The sequence below is a fragment of the Nitratireductor sp. GZWM139 genome (assembly GCF_030068685.1).
Classification (GTDB): Bacteria; Pseudomonadota; Alphaproteobacteria; order Rhizobiales; family Rhizobiaceae; genus Nitratireductor; species Nitratireductor aquimarinus.
In genome coordinates, this window is the sequence record NZ_JAMQML010000005.1 from 55,816 (window position 1) to 70,224 (window position 14,409).

Below are 14,409 nucleotides of genomic sequence, written 5' to 3' on the forward strand. Positions count from 1 at the left end.
GCCTCCTAGTCATAAACAAATCCGGTGCGCCAGATGCCGAGCCCATAGCGGGCGCTGCGCTGGGCAACGCGGGCGTGAAAACCCGTCTGCGGTGAACCGAAATCATCGGTCTGATGGGCGGCGGTGTAGAGGAAACCCGCCTCGGTCGGCTCGACAGCGCGCAGCACGCTCCCGCCCGGTCCGTCGAGGATTTCAAGCCGGTAGCGCTCCTCTTCCTCGCCAAGCGGCACCTCGGTTTCCGACCAGGCATCGCCGCCGATCCGCGTGCGCCGGATCCAGGTGAGCTGCCAGTCGCCTGTGGCGGCGATCCGGTGGCCTTTCAGCCTTGCAGGCGAGAGCGGGCGCCGGGCCTTTGCTCTGAACGTGAACGCCTCTTGATCGTAATCCTGCGAAGCGATGTCCCGGTCGGCCGGGCCAAAGCGCCAATTGCGCGAGAGGCCGATGGCAGCGGCATCCAGCGTCCATTGCTGCAGCGCCTCATTGACAAGCACAAAGCGCGCGCCGGCAGGAACCGGCGCGCGCATGGCGTGTTCCGTGCCCCGCTGCCCCCGCAACAGGCCTGTCAGTGCAAAGGCGCCGTCTCCCAGCGCGGCCACCTCGGCGAACTGGAGAAGTTCCCATTCGCCGTCTTCGTTTTCCACCAGTGCCGCATTTGCGCCGTCCAGAACCTGACGCTCCGTCGCTGAGTAGAGCGCGCCTGAGACAAGCCGTACGGTCAGCGTGTTTCCGCGATCCCAGCGCCAGATCGGCCCTGCATAGAGGTCCTCCAGAGTGACTCCGGCGGTGGCGGGCGTGACAAGGAGTGTATCGAGGGCAAAATCCGTATCGTCGGCCGAACGGTAGACTGCCATGCCTGCCCGCCAGGGCTTCATCACCCCGGCCATATGAGCGGCGTCATCGGCATCGCCATCGCGCAGCAGCGGTCCGTCGATCAGCGTCAGCTGTGCGCCAAGATAGAGTGTGACCGGCGGGCTGGGCGGCGCCGAAGAGGCGCGCGGCACCGGGGCAGCCGCCTGCGGATCCACCCGGTGCGCTTCGGCGCGGCGCAGGCCGGCATCATGAATCTCCGCGAGGCGCAGCGTCGTGCGGGTCGGCAGGAAGTCGACCACGTCTCCCGGATCGAGCCGCAACATGGAAGGCGGCAGGCCGAACTCCGCCCGTTCGCGCGCGATCCAGACCCGCGAGAGCTCGATCTCCGCCAGCCGGGTTGCCTGTCCCTCTGCCATGATCGCCGGCAGGCCGATCTCCAGAACACGACGCGAACCGCCAGCCGAGCGCCGCGCCTCAGCCGATGCCGGCTGGTCGTCGCGGCCGGGATCGCCATAGGAGAGCTTGATGGCTGCCGGCAGTTCGGTTTCCTGTGCCCGTGTCTGCCGAAAGCGATCGGGCCGCTCCCCGCTCTCGGCTGATACGGCAAGATCACCATCGTCGAGGGTCGCCACCGACAGGGCTCCCAACCGGGCTGAGACCTTCAGTCGTCCGCCGGTCTCCACCGCCTCGAACTGATAGACGGTCTGGAGCGCCTCGAGCATCGCACGCGCCGACAATACGCGGCCCGTGGTGATACCCTCGACCACGGTCGGCAACGGTGCCACCTCGTGGTATGTAAACCCTGCATCCTCGAGCACGGTGCGCACGGTCTCCGTGCCGGGTGCCGTGCCCAGACGACCCGAGATCCAGTGACCCAGCTCCCAGTTCGCCGCATCGCCCCAGCGCAGATCCTGTGGAAAGGACGGATGCGGCCGCGCATCCCACGCCCAGATGCAGGTCCGTTCCGTCTCGATCATCGGTCCGGCATAGACGGAAGAGATCTGGTTGTTTTCGGACCAGTAGCTGATGACCGTTTCAAGAAAGGCACGCTGCATCGCATCGTCGCGCGCCCGGCTCGAAAAGTGCGGATAAAAGCTTTCCGAAGATTTCGGGTCGACAAACACATTCGGCTGGTTTGCCCCCTTGTCGACCGCGGGACAGCCGAGCTCCGTAAAGCGGATTGGCTTTGCTTCAGGCACCCATCCGGTCGGTGCGCCGCTCTCGCTGCCGCCCGGCCGGTTGACATGAGCGTTCGCCCACCATGCGCGGATATCTTTCTGGCGGAATACCCAGGGCTTGCCATGAGCGCCATCGGTGATCGGCGTTCTTGTCTGCGCTCTGCGATCCGGATCGGAGGCATAGAACCAGTCGTAATATTCGCCGCCCTCGACATTCGAGGCCAGATAGGTGCGGTCATAGATGGTGGTCGGCCCGTTCGGGCTGTAGTCGAGATGGCCAGTGCCGTCGCGCCAGTCCGCGATCGGCAGGTAATTGTCGATCCCAATAAAGTCGATGTTCGCATCCGACCATAGCGGATCGAGATTGAACCAGACATCTCCGGTCCCGTCCGCCAGGCGGTGGGAGTGATATTCCGACCAGTCGGCTGCATAGCCAATCTTCACGCTCCCGCCCAGAAGAGAGCGCACTTCTGCAGCAATCGATCTCAGCGCGTTGACGAAGGGATAGGCGCCAGCCGAAGATCGCACCTGTGTCAGCCCACGCATTTCTGTGCCAATCAGAAAACTCTCGACACCGCCGGCGATGGCTGCCAGCTTCGCGTAATGGAGAATGAAGCGGCGATAGGACCATTCCTCCGGTCCGGAATATTCGACAGCCTCGCCACTGGATGAGAAATCCGAAGCGCTTGCACTTCCCACGAATGCCGACACCTGGCCGGCCGCTCCGGCAGTTTTGTCAGGCGATCCCGCAAAGCCAGGCGCCGGCGAGCAGGTGATGCGGCCGCGCCACGGGTAGGCAGGCTGACCACTCGAGGAAGCATGGTCCGAATAGGGATCGGCCAGTGCGTTGCCCTCCGCCACATCCATCATGAGAAAGGGCACGACAGTAACCGATATACCACGTGCGTTGAGATCGCGGATTGCCGTGACCACGGCCTGATCGGATGGCGAGCCGCCATAGGCGGGAATACCCTGTGCTAGGGAGATGAGATCGGCAAAGGAACGGAAGAGCCCGGCCACCGACCACACAACATTGGTTGCCTTGTCCTGACTGTCGACCTTTGGTCGGCAGCTACAGGAGCCACACCTCAGGTCGTCACCGAACCAGGGCAGAACAAGCAGCACCTGCCGGACATTGGGTGCCAGATCCTGCAGCCGGTTCATCGACGCAAGCCAATCGGAGGCGTCAACCCTCGTATGCCGGTTCAGGGCAATGCCGCCGGCGAAGAAGTCGATAACGCGAACTTCTTCTGTCTCGAATCCCATTTCATTGGCGCCGATGACCGCGACCCCCGGAACCATCTGCTCCAGAGCACCGGTCGGTCGAAAGACCTCAACTGCAATCTGGGGAAGGCGATTGCCATAGCTTTCCAGGTGCAGGCGTTCGAAGACGAGATAGGCAAGCCCGCGATAGGCCGGTGCATTTCCCGAACCTTCCTTCGCTTCGATCAGAGGATCGACGGCCTGTGTCTCTGTGCCCTTGTGCACTCGAAACTCGATTTCCGTCTGATCGATCTCCTTGCCATCGGCCCAGATGCGACCAATCCCGGCAATCGGTCCTTCGCAAAGCCCCACGGCAAAATTGGCATAGTAGTGATAGGTGGTCACTTCGACCTTCGGCTTCATTCCCTTGCCGCCTGAGCGCTCCGTTCTCGAAACCTCTTCGAACCGTGTTGCCCAGAAAACCTCTCCTGTCACACGGGCGCGTCCATAGACCCGGTCGATGTCCGAGCCTTCGGTCGCTGTCTGGATGTCGGTAGAGGTCAGGCGCGGCCCTTCGCGTTTCACGGGCGGGGTCAGGGCAGAGACAATGGCGCGGTCGGCAAAGGACCCCGCAAGGGCGCCGACGGCCTGTCCGACCAAACCGCCAATCACGCCGAAGGTCCCGCCGATCGAAGCGCCCACCACGCCGAGAAAGATGGTGGCCATCAGCTGTTCTCCGCGGTGCCGGCACTGCCATTCAGCGAGCTGTTCGTAAAACTACAGCCCTCCGGCGGGCGAAGAAATGCGAACACTCCGGCGATCCGCTTCCGCCAAGCCTCGGCGAGATGCCCTTCGGCGACACGGCCGGCGGACTCATAGGCATGGATCATGCGATCATCTGCAACCAGAATGCCGCAATGTCGCGCCGCCAGGTGCGGGCGCCAGCGAAAGACGAGCAGATCGCCCGGTGCCATGGCGGCAACCGGACGCGCTTCAAGATGCCTTCCAGCGGCGTTCAAAAGTGTTTCAACGCCGCTGGCATCGGCCCATCCGGGACCATAGGCTGGCGGGATCTCCGCCTCGTCTTCGTAAAGCTCGCGCCAGACCGCACGCACCAGCCCCAGGCAGTCGCATCCGCGGCGGTCCGCTCCCTGGTGACGATAGGGAACGCCATCGTAGCTGCGCGCCACGGCCGCGATCTTCCGGCGGAACGCGCGATCCCGGTCCATTACCCGCGCATCTCTTGCGCGCAGCCTAACCATTGAAGAAACTCCCTCCGTCATTGTCCCCGGACCTCTTTGCCGTCGAGAGCGCAAAGTCATTGCCCGGCACATGCGGAAATCCGCGAAAGTTGAGCTGATTGGAGAATTTCTGTCGGCAGGTGGCAAAGCGTTTGTCACAACCGGCTGTGACTGTGAACGTATCACCGACGTTGATCGTGCGTCCCGCCCGGGTCCAGAGCGTCAATGCCGACAGGCCATCCACCTGCTTCAGATGTCCCGACACCTCGGTTACAGTTCCGGTGTTTGCTCCTGACGTCCATTTGAGCAATCCCTGTGCGAACCATTCGTCGGAAAATCCCGTTAGACCGGTGGCCGCGATCAGGCGGTCGTCAAGTGCCACCGAGACGGTTCCGTTTCCACGGAAAGCGGATTGGTCGAGATTGACCCGGCAGCGGTCGTCGCCAACCACTGCGTCGCAGGCGCGCTGATACTTCCTGCCACTCTCCTGATTGAGCTCATGAGTCAGTCCGCGCAGCTCAGCCATGAAGGCCAGATCGCCACGCGTTACCTCGCCAATCGACCCGCGCCGCAGGATGACCCGATTGGCGACGTTCGACCAGTCGACGCGCCAGAGCTCGATCGCCGCGTTGTCCCAGGCTCCAAGCGCGATGTCGTCTTCCGTGATCTCGTCTGAAGACAGCGCTCCCTCAACCTCCATCGTATCGACGGCTAGCCCCAGCGAAGAAGAGACTTCCGAGGCTGTGAGACCGGTTTCCGGTTTGTGGGTGACACCGGCAAAGGTAAGTGGTCGGTCGTGATCGGTGAAGCCGAAGACAGCCCCATCGAGCCGTTCGACGCACCAGCAATTGCACAGGGTTGTAACGCCGGTATCGAGCATGTCCTGAAGGCCCGCGGGCATCGTCTTCATTCGCGCAGCTCCTTCAGGAATATCGACGGGATGTCGCCGATTGCCGCCGTGCGCAGAGAGATCTGGTCGAGCCTGCAGTCAAAGCGCACCGGCACGTGAAACTGTCCACCCCAGGTGAGAACGGCATCGCTTGCGGGAGCCTCGTCAAAGGTGATGACGCCGGTGGTGTGGTCGATGGTGAAACCTCCTGCCTGCGGCGCACCATCGACGGCCACAAGGATCGTGCCAAAGGGCCGGGTGATCCTCCGATCGTGATGCGCTCCGGCAAAGGAGTATCGCTTGGACAGCTGAAACGAGGTTTCCGCCCCGTCGCCGAGCCCCAGTTGCTGGTCGGTGGCAGTCGGCGTGAGGTGTGGAGCTGCTGAACGGTAGTCGGTCCAGTCGAGAAAGCGAAACCCGGACAGTCGCCCCATGGCGGCATGGTAAAGGGACAGCACCTCATACAGTTCGGCTGGGGTTCGCACCCCATACTTGGCATCGTAACTCCTGAGGGGTGAGGCCCAGGCGCTGTTGCGTTCCTCTCGTCCAGACGCGAGCTGGACGATCTCGGCAGGCCAGTCCGGACCGCCGGGCGAGCCGGCCGAGACATGGACCGGGAAGATCGCGGCATCGAGGAACGGCGGCGGCATCAGCTGTACCTCGCGAAGCGGCCGGCGAAGCGAGCACCTGCGCGGGCGACCGTCGCCCGGCTCTCGGCGAAGGCCTTCGGGTTCGGCGTCTCGATATGGAACTGATTGACGATCGTCTGGCCGGAGCCGTATTTGCGAGCAAGCTGATCGGGCCAGCCGATTTCTTCGCCGTCCATGGCGATGATCGGCCGTTCGCCAGGTTTCAGAAATCCGCCTGAATGCATGCGCGGCGCACCGATGAACAGCGCGGCCGGTGCGGGTCGGGTGTTGAGCGGCTGCGCGCCAACCTGTCCGCCGCCATGATAGAGACCAACGGGCGCCATCGGCGCGGGGGGAAAGCTTCCTGCCCAAACCCGCCGAACCCCAGAGCCTGACCTGCCACACCCACCAGGGCACCGATCAGTCCGCCACCACCACCGCCGCCGAACATCGCCTGATCGAGCGCCCTGAAGGCGAAGTCCAGAAACCGTTGGCTGACCCGATCAACGACGCCAGCAAGCGATGTCATGACATCCTGCCCCTCTACAATGGCAGACAGAAACTGATGGAGAGATCCGGACAGAAGCTCGAAGTCCTCCGCTATGGCGGTGAAGGGTGAGGACCTCATCGAGGTGGGTGAAGCGCTTCCGTAGGTCCGTGCCTGCGTCGTCACAAAGCCACCACCGGCATAGCCCGACACGCCAGCACGAATGGCATCCAGATTGGCCACACCGATCCGTGCCGTCGCAGCGGCGTCAAAAACATACTCGCGCCCATGCACCACGCCGGCGATGCGGTCCGTCGGCATGTGACCGGTGAAGCCGCCCCTGGCGAATGAGCGGCCTTCCGTCAAAGGCGTCAACGCTGCACGTGCCGGCGAGCCAACCAATTCTGCCGGATTTGCTTGACCGCCGGCAATCGACTTCAACAGCCGATCATACTCGGCAAGGGCAGGAACCGCTCCTGCCGCCGCTTCACCCGAGGCGCGAATGTCTTGCGAGCTTGTTTCAATCGCTTCGCCGGCGGCGGTGGCGTCGCTCTGCAGCGTCCTGTACTTGTCCGCCTTGCCGCCAAGCGCTGTTGCTGAGGCTTCGGCATCACCCTTCAAGCCTCTCAGGAGATCGCGGGATCTTTCCAGCTCGGCCTGCAGCTCGGCTGCGGCTCTGGTATCCTCCAGTATTTCTTCGGCGAGTTGCCGGAACGGAGAGGTCTTCGGCAACGCCTCGGCAATCTCGCCAACCTGGCGACGGAAGGCGATGACATCGGCCTGGCCTTCTCGCAGTTCCTTGCGGAACTCTGCAACGGTCTCGCGCATGGGGCCGAAGTGGCCGAATGGATTGCCGAGTACGTCCGACGGCCGGAGCGCATCGCTTTTCTGAAACAGATCTCGCTGCGATCCCTGGGCTGCGTTCTCAAGCCGGCCGATGGTCTGCTGGCTTTCGAACCGGAGAACCGGCTCGGCGTTGAGGCCATAGGATGAGGCAGCACCGGCAGCTTCGGCCCACGCGCCCTTGATGCGGCCAACGAGCGCTGCATGACCTTTCAGTGCCCGCTCGATCATCGGTTGGTTCGAGGTGATCTCTCGGAAGAGATCGGCGGCAGCGCCGGCAGCAAGTTTGAGACCTTCACCGACAGCCGTGATCGCGACGCCAGCAGCCAAACCGCCGGCGGCACCGATCAGCGCCGTTTTCAGGTTGGAAACCTTTTCTCCGGCCGCGCCGGCCGCATCTCCGACCCCTGCGAATGCAGGAGCTGCCCTTGCACCTGCATCGCCCGCAGCCGATACGTTCTCAGCTGCACGAGCCCCTTCATCGGCCGTTGCCTTTAGCCCATTTCTTGCCCGATCAAACTCCGCATCATTCCATTCGATCCGGCCGACGCGTTCGATCTTGCGCGACGCCTCGTCTGCCTTCTTGCCAAGATCCTCAACCCCGCCGGCGGTCTCCTGCAGAGCCTTTCTGGCTCCGGCGGCATCGCCCTCGATCACCAGCGCAAGCCGCAGCGACATCAGTCCTCTCCACCGTTGAGGCTCGTCCTTGCCGCCATCTCCAGCACCTGCACGCCAGCGAACGTCTCGGCCGGGACGTCGAGGCCCAGCCGTTCCCAAGCAGCGGTCGCGCCAGCATAATCAAGGCCGATCCACATGGTTCTCAATTGTCCTCCTTCCGGAAAGACGGTGGTCCGCCACTGTGAGGCAGCCGCCAGAAATGCATTCATGGCCGCGCGGTTTGCAGGCCAGACGCCGTTGAACTCCGGTTTCTGCCAGCCCGATAGCCTTGCCTTCAGGCGGCTGATACCGAGCTCATCCATTCCCCAGCGCCGTGCATCTTCAATCGCCTCCCGCCAGGCATCCGCATCGCCGCCATCCTCGAGCGCGCCTTTCGCCCATGCGCGCGCAGCGGCAATCAGTTTCCCGTTATTGCCTCTCGGAATGCGGCCATATAAGCGGACACAAGAGCGGCTCTGAGATGCGGAGCGCCAATCATTTGCGCGCGCACCGCATCCGTGAAGGAGAGCGGTGAACCGTCCATCGTCTCGACCTCATCCACATCACGCAGAGCCTCGTCGAGGAAGGCACGTGTTCCTTCTTCCGTCGAAAGATCGTGCTCGTTGAATGCATCGATCGCCAACGCCTGAAATTTTGCACGAAAGGTTTCAGGCTCCGCCTGTTCGCCGGGGCGTCGGACCGTAACGCGAGCCCAGAATTGCGGACTTGGATCAAGCCTGTAGGTCATGTGTCCTCCGTCTGATGGTACGGGCTGCACCGGCACCCTGAGTGATATTAGGTCAGCGTCAAAACCCATTGATCGTTGCCCGCGCTCGGCAGCGGAACCAGGCGCAGCGGCCATTCGAGAACGTCCTGGGCATTCTCAAGCCCCGCTGGTCGCTGCAGTTGCGCAGACGCGAGATCGAGCGTGGCAATGCGCCCGGCATCGGTACCATGCACGAGTTGGACCGCGAGCAATGACTGATCGTTTGCGGCTGCGTAGGGATCGAAGGTCGAGAGTGATACCGCCTCGACCTGTGCCGACGCACTCTCGGTCCGGTCGGTGATCAACACGGTTTCCGAGCCGACAAGAAAGCGCGTTTCAAGCGCATTGCCGAGATCGAGTGCAAAGGAGCGCATGACGAAGGGCTGGGCCCCGATCTCGAATGTGGGTGTCCTTGTACTCGTGACGAGGTCTGGCTTCAGGAAGGCGGTCAGCGTCGGGGCAGGACGGGTCTCCTCGGTCGGAAGCGTAAAGAGACCGCGAAAGTCAAACTCGAGATAGGGAATGCCCTGTGCGGTATAGCGCATGACGGCCGTTCCGCGCGATCCGCGCGCCACATACCGAGTTCCGCCAATCCAGAAATGTATGGTCACGCTTTCATGACTGTCGGATACGGGATTGTAGACCACGCTGGTCGCCGGCGTGATCGTCTCGGCCACGGCGCAGGCCCGCAGGAGAGGCCCCCAGGCGGGCGCCGTTCCAGCAGTTCCCGAGGGCACGAGCTCGACCCGGAACTGGATGCGCACATGCAGACCTGCAGGTATGGTCGCCTGGGCGGCAAGCCAGGGCAGCTCGAGATCCCTTGAAACGTCCTGACCTTCCATCGGTATGAGCACGATATTGGTGGCAAGGATCGCATCCGCAGCTCCGGTGGGCGCCGCATCGACACCATAGGATGCCTCGATCTTTGCAAGCAGGATCTTCGACCGCCATTTGATCGGCATTTAATCCTCCTTCTTTGCGCTCTTTGGCGTGGCTGCCGGTGGTGCTTTTTCCGCTGGCACGATCGAACCATCTTTCCGGCGCACAAAACTGCCCCCGACGGCGGGAAGCGGAGAACGATTCGCAGTTTTCGACGTATCGTTCATGCGACGATCCTCACCTGTTCACGAAGCCCGAAATCGAGTTGGTAGATGACCGCTCCGGCTTCCGCAGACAGGAGCTGCCCCCGGCGCAAATGGAACACGCCGATTGCGTTTTCCGGCCCCCAGCCGCAAACGGCACCGATGATCGACCAGACAAGCGCATCGATGCCCGGCAGAGCCTTCCCGCCAGTCAGATCGCCCGAGGAGCGAGCGAAGAGAACGACGGCGAATGTCTCGTCGACCGCCTGCGTGAAATGATGCGCACCGGCCTCGCCGTGGCCCTGTGCCGCCAGCCCAAGCGGCAGAACGAAAGCAAATGGCGATGCCTGCGGCAGGGCTTTTCGGCGAATGAGTTCCGACAGCTCGGCAGCGGTTTGCGTACGACCGGCAAGCGCGGCGACGCTGCTCTCGATGCGATCAACCAGATCAGCCACCAGCATGACCGTCGTCCTGTTCCGCTTCGAGCCAGTCTGCGCATAGCGCCCGGATCTCTGCTTCATCGTCTTCATCGAGACCGAGAAAGGCGCGTCGCGGCATGGTGACCTTCTGTCTTGTCACCCATCCGCCATTGCCGGGCGAGCGGAAACGCAGACCTCTCGGAGTCTTTGCTCGGATGGTGCCACCGGTCTGGTGAATGGCGGCGTAAATGACATTGGTGCCAACCGCGACCGAACCTTCGGTGGCCAGATGCGTGATGGATGTCTGAAGGCGCGCCGTCATGGTGAGCGTCCGGCCCCCTTCCAGAAGCTTGCGCAGCGATGCCGGCCAGGGATTGCCTTCCGGGTCCTGCTCCTGCTCGAAACGCTGTTGCGTCGACAGCACCAGCGAAGCGCCGATGGCGTCGAACAACCCACGCTTGTCGTCGGTCTGATCAACCGCATTGGCGAGAAAGGAAAGCGTTTCCTCCCGGCCAGTAAGGTCAATGCGCGCGCCTTCAGAGCCTGTCGAACGGACCATCAGATATAGCCCTTCATGGTGGTTGCAGTGATCGGCCGTTCAGGATTGTTCGTGCGCACTTCGGAGGCACCCGATGCTTCCGGCTCGGCGCCGTCGAGGTCGAGCCGGATCAGGCCCTGGGAAATGTGCTTCAGGGTGCTGAGTGCCTCTTCGTAGTCGCGCCGGATCTTGTCGGAGGCAATATGAGCATGGGCGTAGTAGATCGAGATCCGCAGCGACAGGTCTTTCACCAGGCGCGGGATGCTCGCCAGTGGCAGCCGATAGCGCACCTTCAGATAGCCGTTGATCAGCGCATCGGCATCGGCAACCGCCCGGTCGATCAGATCGGTGTCGACCGCGCCGGTAGGTGCGTCGGCCCGGTCGGAAATCTCGACCAGCATCCGCTGCGAGTAGCGATCCGTCAGCTCCTGAAGCGTGCAATAGGCCATGGCGTTCAGACCAGCTCCACCGCCAGCCCTGGCTCGGACAGCAATTGTTCCAGTTCGTCGGGGGTAAATTGCTCGCTAGAGTAGTCGGTTTCAGCCTTCGGGTGGGCCATGCCGCAGCGGCGAAATCCTTCGCGCCTGGCAGCGATGCGGACAGTGGGGCCGGCCTTGACCAGATCGCGGCTCCCTGCGTCTTTCGCCCACTCCTGCAGTGCCCCTATGACGCGAGGATAGCGAATGCGCGCCTCCTCTTCGCCAAGCTCCTGCAGCGCCAGCCATGCTGTTGTGCCTGAGTGCTCGGTCGTCCGGTTCTGTTCGTCCTCGGTGGGAGAACCGTTTGCAGCAGTGGGCTGACCTCTTTTGCCTGAGGCCTCTACCCCGCGCTCCTCGTTCTCGCCGGAAGCGACAGGGCGGGTTGTGACCGACGGCTCGCTTCTTAATGGAGCGGTTCCAGACCGTGTTGTCTTGCGGACTTCCTGTTCGGCGACAGTCTCGACCTGTGCCTTCTTCTTCGCCTGTCTGGCCATTTCGGTTCCTCATGAAAGGGGCGTCGCAGTGATCAGCCTGGATCAGGCCAGCCAGGGCACAACCAGCAATTCGGCGGTCGCGCGGTACACATTGGTTGCGCCGGCGGCGTCGCGCTCTGCCTTCAGCACTTCCAGCGCCGCTCCTTCGAGAGACGGCGGCACGACCAGAAGGTCGGGCATCAGGCCAAGCGGCCGGCCATGGTCGCCCTTCATGCCCATGATGCTTTGGCGCGCGGTGGCGTAGTGCGCCTTGTCGAGCGTCTGTTTCGAGCCCCAGGCCATCTGCCAGAAGCCATAGCCGACATTCCAGCGTCCATCGGTGCCATAGCGGAATTCCTTGATGTCGAAGACATTGTCGTCAGACACCCGATCCTTGGCGACGAACTGGGGTTTCCGGCGCTCCTGGAAGATGATCGGCTTCAGCGCCTTCCTGACTGAAAGCAGGTACCAGGGTGTGCCGCTGCCGCCGTCGGTGTTGGCAACGGAGCTGACATCGCCATTGGCGTCGAGCACCGGATGGTCTGTGTCAAAGAAATACTGGCCATCATAGCATTCGGTTGCGAAGCCATTCTTCAACGCGTCCCAGACAAGAAGATCGGGATGGGCCGCAACCGATTCCCCCATCTCCACGAAAAGCGGCTCATAGACGCCCAGATTGTCGTCCTCGATGTCGTCGCGGTCGACGCCGATGGTCAACTCGAAAGGCCTGTTCTTGATCGCGTAATCGTGCTCGGCAATGCCGTGGATTGCGCGCGGACCGATCCACTCCCGCATGTTCGGCAGCTTGCCAAGCCAGCCATACTTGTTTTCACGGGTCGAGCTCGGCACGGTCGTGGCAACCCGCGAGAACTGTGTCTCGGCCTGACCGAGGCCGCGGCGATAGGCAGTCGAGAAACCGACCCTGATCGCATCGAGATTGGTGGAGTTGATGATCATGGAAATATCCTCGGATGAAGGGGGGTGCGGGCGCTGATCGATCAGGGCGCGATACCGGCCAGATGCGTCCGGACCAGCGTTTCGTCGAAGCGCACCCAGACGCCGCGCTCGTCGATGTGGTCAACGAAGCCGGCGATGGATCGCGTGCCGGTGCCGTCTGTCTTTGCAACCGTCTGATCGTCGACGGCAAAGCACGGTTTGCCGATTTCGGAGATCGTGATCTCGTCAGCGGCGGCCGCGTTGGCAAACCGGAAGATGCCTGGCCGGTATCTTGCAGACGCGTCGCCGGCTGCCCCCTGATTGACCGCTCTGCGTTCAGACCGGCCAACCCCGACCAGTCCCGTGGCGGTCTCCCCTTTTGTCAGGTGGCCTGCAGCATCGCGCATGACAATGGCGCCGGCATGGATGGTGACGCTGGCTGCCATCAGACCCTCGCGCATCACGCCAAGCGCCTCGGGTGTGTTGCGGTCTTCGGTCAGGGCTGCCATGGGGAGGATCCTTCTTGTCTGTTGCGGTTCAGCCTGAAGCGGCTCAAAGCGCCGTTTGTGCGCTGCGTTCGGCTTTCAGGGTTTCGGCATAGTCCTTCGGGTTGATGCCGAGCATGCGGGCGACGGTCGCCTGTTCTGCCTGAAGCGCGATCTCCCCGTCTTTTGCGGGTGGCGTTGCCGGTACGATCGATCCGCCGGCGCCAAGCACCGGCATCGCGTTGATCAGTGTTTGTGCACCGTCGGGATCGCTCATATGCATGGTGACATAGCGATCACGCACCGGCTTGAGCCCGACGCGGCCGCGCCGGATTTCGGCATCGACGAAGGCTTCGGCTTTCTCTCGCCTGGTGCTTTCGGAAAGCGTGTTGAGGCGCGTCGTCACGTCGGCGAGTTCGGCCTGAAGAGCGGTCACGGCGCTGGTATCGTCTCCTGCACCCTTGTCTGCCGCCTTCAGGGCTTCCACACCCGCCAGAACCGCCGCGGCGTCTGCATCCTCTTCCAGGCCGATTGCCCTGGCGATCGGCGTGATCGCCGCCTGGAGGGCCGTCGAACCTGTGCCTGCTTCGGCATGCATCGCCGTCACGCGGGCAATGAGCTGGTCCTCGGTCGTTCCGGCATCGAGCCCAAGTGTTTCGAGGAGCTTTTCGATCAGGGTCATGTTCGGGGTCTCCCGGCTGGTTTGCGAGTGAAGCGCGGTCAGCCCGCGCAGATTGGGGCGATTGACCAGCGAGGCGCGGAGGATTGCGGTGACCTCACCGTTTTTCAGATGCTGAATGACAGGCGAGATGCCGCGATAGGCGCGCCCTTCCACCAGACGGCGGCCTTCATCGGTCCATTCGACGCGGCCCCACACCCCATCGCTGCGCGCCTGCAATTCGACGATCCAGCCGCGCGCCGGCGCTGGCTGCCCCTTCGGGGCTGCCAGATCGGTGGCGTGGTTCTCGTCGATGGGCAGCCGGTCGCTCTCGGCGAGGCTGGCGGCCAACAGGGTGGCGGCATCGGCGACACGATAGGGCCCGCGGCCGTCGCCGGTCTGAATCTCGCCGGCCGGCAGCAGGTGCACCCATTCTGGCGCCGCCTCGGCGTCCTCAGGCAAGGCGACGGCGGCGCACAGCGCCAGACCGGCATCGGGTCGGGCGGCGTGCAGGGAGACGGCGTGATGGTGCTCGCGGATCATGACCGCAGATTGGCCGGCCAGCCGCCTGCGGACCATGCCCGTGGTGGCGGGCATGAATGCGGTGGACGGGCCGCCACGGGAAAGCTTGCACGC

The 14,409-nt window shown here is 63.1% G+C and carries 16 protein-coding genes; all 16 read right to left on the minus strand.

The window, feature by feature from the left end:
- Window positions 1-5: 5 nt before the first annotated feature.
- Complete coding sequence (locus tag NDI72_RS07605; protein WP_283800102.1) at window positions 6-3,917, minus strand: baseplate multidomain protein megatron; 3,912 nt, start codon at window positions 3,915-3,917, stop codon at window positions 6-8.
- A complete protein-coding gene (locus NDI72_RS07610) occupies window positions 3,917-4,420 on the minus strand; it encodes an NlpC/P60 family protein (RefSeq protein ID WP_283800103.1) in 504 nt (167 codons plus the stop codon). The genes NDI72_RS07605 and NDI72_RS07610 overlap by 1 nt, the downstream gene beginning before the upstream one ends.
- A 25-nt stretch (window positions 4,421-4,445) precedes the next feature.
- Window positions 4,446-5,342, minus strand: coding sequence for a phage/gene transfer agent baseplate hub protein (locus tag NDI72_RS07615; protein ID WP_283800104.1), 897 nt, complete (start codon window positions 5,340-5,342; stop codon window positions 4,446-4,448).
- Window positions 5,339-5,971 carry a DUF2460 domain-containing protein gene (locus NDI72_RS07620; protein WP_283800105.1) on the minus strand — a complete coding sequence of 211 codons (633 nt, stop codon included), beginning with the start codon at window positions 5,969-5,971 and terminating at the stop codon, window positions 5,339-5,341. Before NDI72_RS07620 ends, NDI72_RS07615 begins: the two co-directional genes overlap by 4 nt.
- Window positions 5,971-6,195 (minus strand): hypothetical protein, encoded by a 225-nt coding sequence (locus tag NDI72_RS07625; RefSeq protein ID WP_283800106.1) that lies wholly within the window; start codon window positions 6,193-6,195, stop codon window positions 5,971-5,973. The genes NDI72_RS07620 and NDI72_RS07625 overlap by 1 nt, the downstream gene beginning before the upstream one ends.
- Window positions 6,174-7,958 (minus strand): hypothetical protein, encoded by a 1,785-nt coding sequence (locus NDI72_RS07630; RefSeq protein WP_283800107.1) that lies wholly within the window; start codon window positions 7,956-7,958, stop codon window positions 6,174-6,176. The genes NDI72_RS07625 and NDI72_RS07630 overlap by 22 nt, the downstream gene beginning before the upstream one ends.
- Window positions 7,958-8,260 (minus strand): DUF1799 domain-containing protein, encoded by a 303-nt coding sequence (locus NDI72_RS07635; protein WP_283800108.1) that lies wholly within the window; start codon window positions 8,258-8,260, stop codon window positions 7,958-7,960. Before NDI72_RS07635 ends, NDI72_RS07630 begins: the two co-directional genes overlap by 1 nt.
- Window positions 8,261-8,355: 95 nt before the next feature.
- Window positions 8,356-8,685, minus strand: a complete 330-nt coding sequence (locus NDI72_RS07640) for a hypothetical protein (protein WP_283800109.1) — start codon at window positions 8,683-8,685, stop codon at window positions 8,356-8,358.
- Window positions 8,686-8,732: 47 nt separating this feature from the next.
- Window positions 8,733-9,665 (minus strand): phage tail tube protein, encoded by a 933-nt coding sequence (locus NDI72_RS07645; protein ID WP_283800110.1) that lies wholly within the window; start codon window positions 9,663-9,665, stop codon window positions 8,733-8,735.
- A 140-nt stretch (window positions 9,666-9,805) separates the two neighbouring features.
- The gene (locus tag NDI72_RS07650; RefSeq protein ID WP_283800111.1) at window positions 9,806-10,246 is read right to left on the minus strand and encodes a phage tail terminator protein; all 441 of its coding nucleotides are present in this window, start codon (window positions 10,244-10,246) and stop codon (window positions 9,806-9,808) included.
- Window positions 10,233-10,763, minus strand: coding sequence for a phage virion morphogenesis protein (locus NDI72_RS07655; protein ID WP_283800112.1), 531 nt, complete (start codon window positions 10,761-10,763; stop codon window positions 10,233-10,235). Before NDI72_RS07655 ends, NDI72_RS07650 begins: the two co-directional genes overlap by 14 nt.
- Entirely contained in the window at window positions 10,763-11,191 is a 429-nt protein-coding gene (locus NDI72_RS07660; RefSeq protein ID WP_283800113.1) for a gp436 family protein, read from the minus strand. The genes NDI72_RS07655 and NDI72_RS07660 overlap by 1 nt, the downstream gene beginning before the upstream one ends.
- Before the next feature lie 5 nt (window positions 11,192-11,196).
- A complete protein-coding gene (locus tag NDI72_RS07665) occupies window positions 11,197-11,715 on the minus strand; it encodes an HI1506-related protein (RefSeq protein WP_283800114.1) in 519 nt (172 codons plus the stop codon).
- Window positions 11,716-11,757: 42 nt separating this feature from the next.
- Complete coding sequence (locus tag NDI72_RS07670; RefSeq protein WP_283800115.1) at window positions 11,758-12,651, minus strand: Mu-like prophage major head subunit gpT family protein; 894 nt, start codon at window positions 12,649-12,651, stop codon at window positions 11,758-11,760.
- Window positions 12,652-12,692: 41 nt separating this feature from the next.
- Window positions 12,693-13,139 (minus strand): hypothetical protein, encoded by a 447-nt coding sequence (locus NDI72_RS07675; RefSeq protein WP_283800116.1) that lies wholly within the window; start codon window positions 13,137-13,139, stop codon window positions 12,693-12,695.
- A gap of 43 nt (window positions 13,140-13,182) precedes the next feature.
- Complete coding sequence (locus NDI72_RS07680; protein ID WP_283800117.1) at window positions 13,183-14,370, minus strand: phage protease; 1,188 nt, start codon at window positions 14,368-14,370, stop codon at window positions 13,183-13,185.
- Between the last annotated feature and the right edge of the window lie 39 nt (window positions 14,371-14,409).

Bases quoted from the DNA above. Each gene is read 5' to 3' on its own strand.
- NDI72_RS07605 (WP_283800102.1), bottom strand. From the start codon at position 3,917: ATGGCCACCATCTTTCTCGGCGTGGTGGGCGCTTCGATCGGCGGGACC.
- NDI72_RS07610 (WP_283800103.1), bottom strand. From the start codon at position 4,420: ATGGACCGGGATCGCGCGTTCCGCCGGAAGATCGCGGCCGTGGCGCGC.
- NDI72_RS07615 (WP_283800104.1), bottom strand. From the start codon at position 5,342: ATGAAGACGATGCCCGCGGGCCTTCAGGACATGCTCGATACCGGCGTT.
- NDI72_RS07620 (WP_283800105.1), bottom strand. From the start codon at position 5,971: ATGCCGCCGCCGTTCCTCGATGCCGCGATCTTCCCGGTCCATGTCTCG.
- NDI72_RS07625 (WP_283800106.1), bottom strand. From the start codon at position 6,195: ATGCATTCAGGCGGATTTCTGAAACCTGGCGAACGGCCGATCATCGCC.
- NDI72_RS07630 (WP_283800107.1), bottom strand. From the start codon at position 7,958: ATGTCGCTGCGGCTTGCGCTGGTGATCGAGGGCGATGCCGCCGGAGCC.
- NDI72_RS07635 (WP_283800108.1), bottom strand. From the start codon at position 8,260: ATGGATGAGCTCGGTATCAGCCGCCTGAAGGCAAGGCTATCGGGCTGG.
- NDI72_RS07640 (WP_283800109.1), bottom strand. From the start codon at position 8,685: ATGACCTACAGGCTTGATCCAAGTCCGCAATTCTGGGCTCGCGTTACG.
- NDI72_RS07645 (WP_283800110.1), bottom strand. From the start codon at position 9,665: ATGCCGATCAAATGGCGGTCGAAGATCCTGCTTGCAAAGATCGAGGCA.
- NDI72_RS07650 (WP_283800111.1), bottom strand. From the start codon at position 10,246: ATGCTGGTGGCTGATCTGGTTGATCGCATCGAGAGCAGCGTCGCCGCG.
- NDI72_RS07655 (WP_283800112.1), bottom strand. From the start codon at position 10,763: ATGGTCCGTTCGACAGGCTCTGAAGGCGCGCGCATTGACCTTACTGGC.
- NDI72_RS07660 (WP_283800113.1), bottom strand. From the start codon at position 11,191: ATGGCCTATTGCACGCTTCAGGAGCTGACGGATCGCTACTCGCAGCGG.
- NDI72_RS07665 (WP_283800114.1), bottom strand. From the start codon at position 11,715: ATGGCCAGACAGGCGAAGAAGAAGGCACAGGTCGAGACTGTCGCCGAA.
- NDI72_RS07670 (WP_283800115.1), bottom strand. From the start codon at position 12,651: ATGATCATCAACTCCACCAATCTCGATGCGATCAGGGTCGGTTTCTCG.
- NDI72_RS07675 (WP_283800116.1), bottom strand. From the start codon at position 13,139: ATGGCAGCCCTGACCGAAGACCGCAACACACCCGAGGCGCTTGGCGTG.
- NDI72_RS07680 (WP_283800117.1), bottom strand. From the start codon at position 14,370: ATGCCCGCCACCACGGGCATGGTCCGCAGGCGGCTGGCCGGCCAATCT.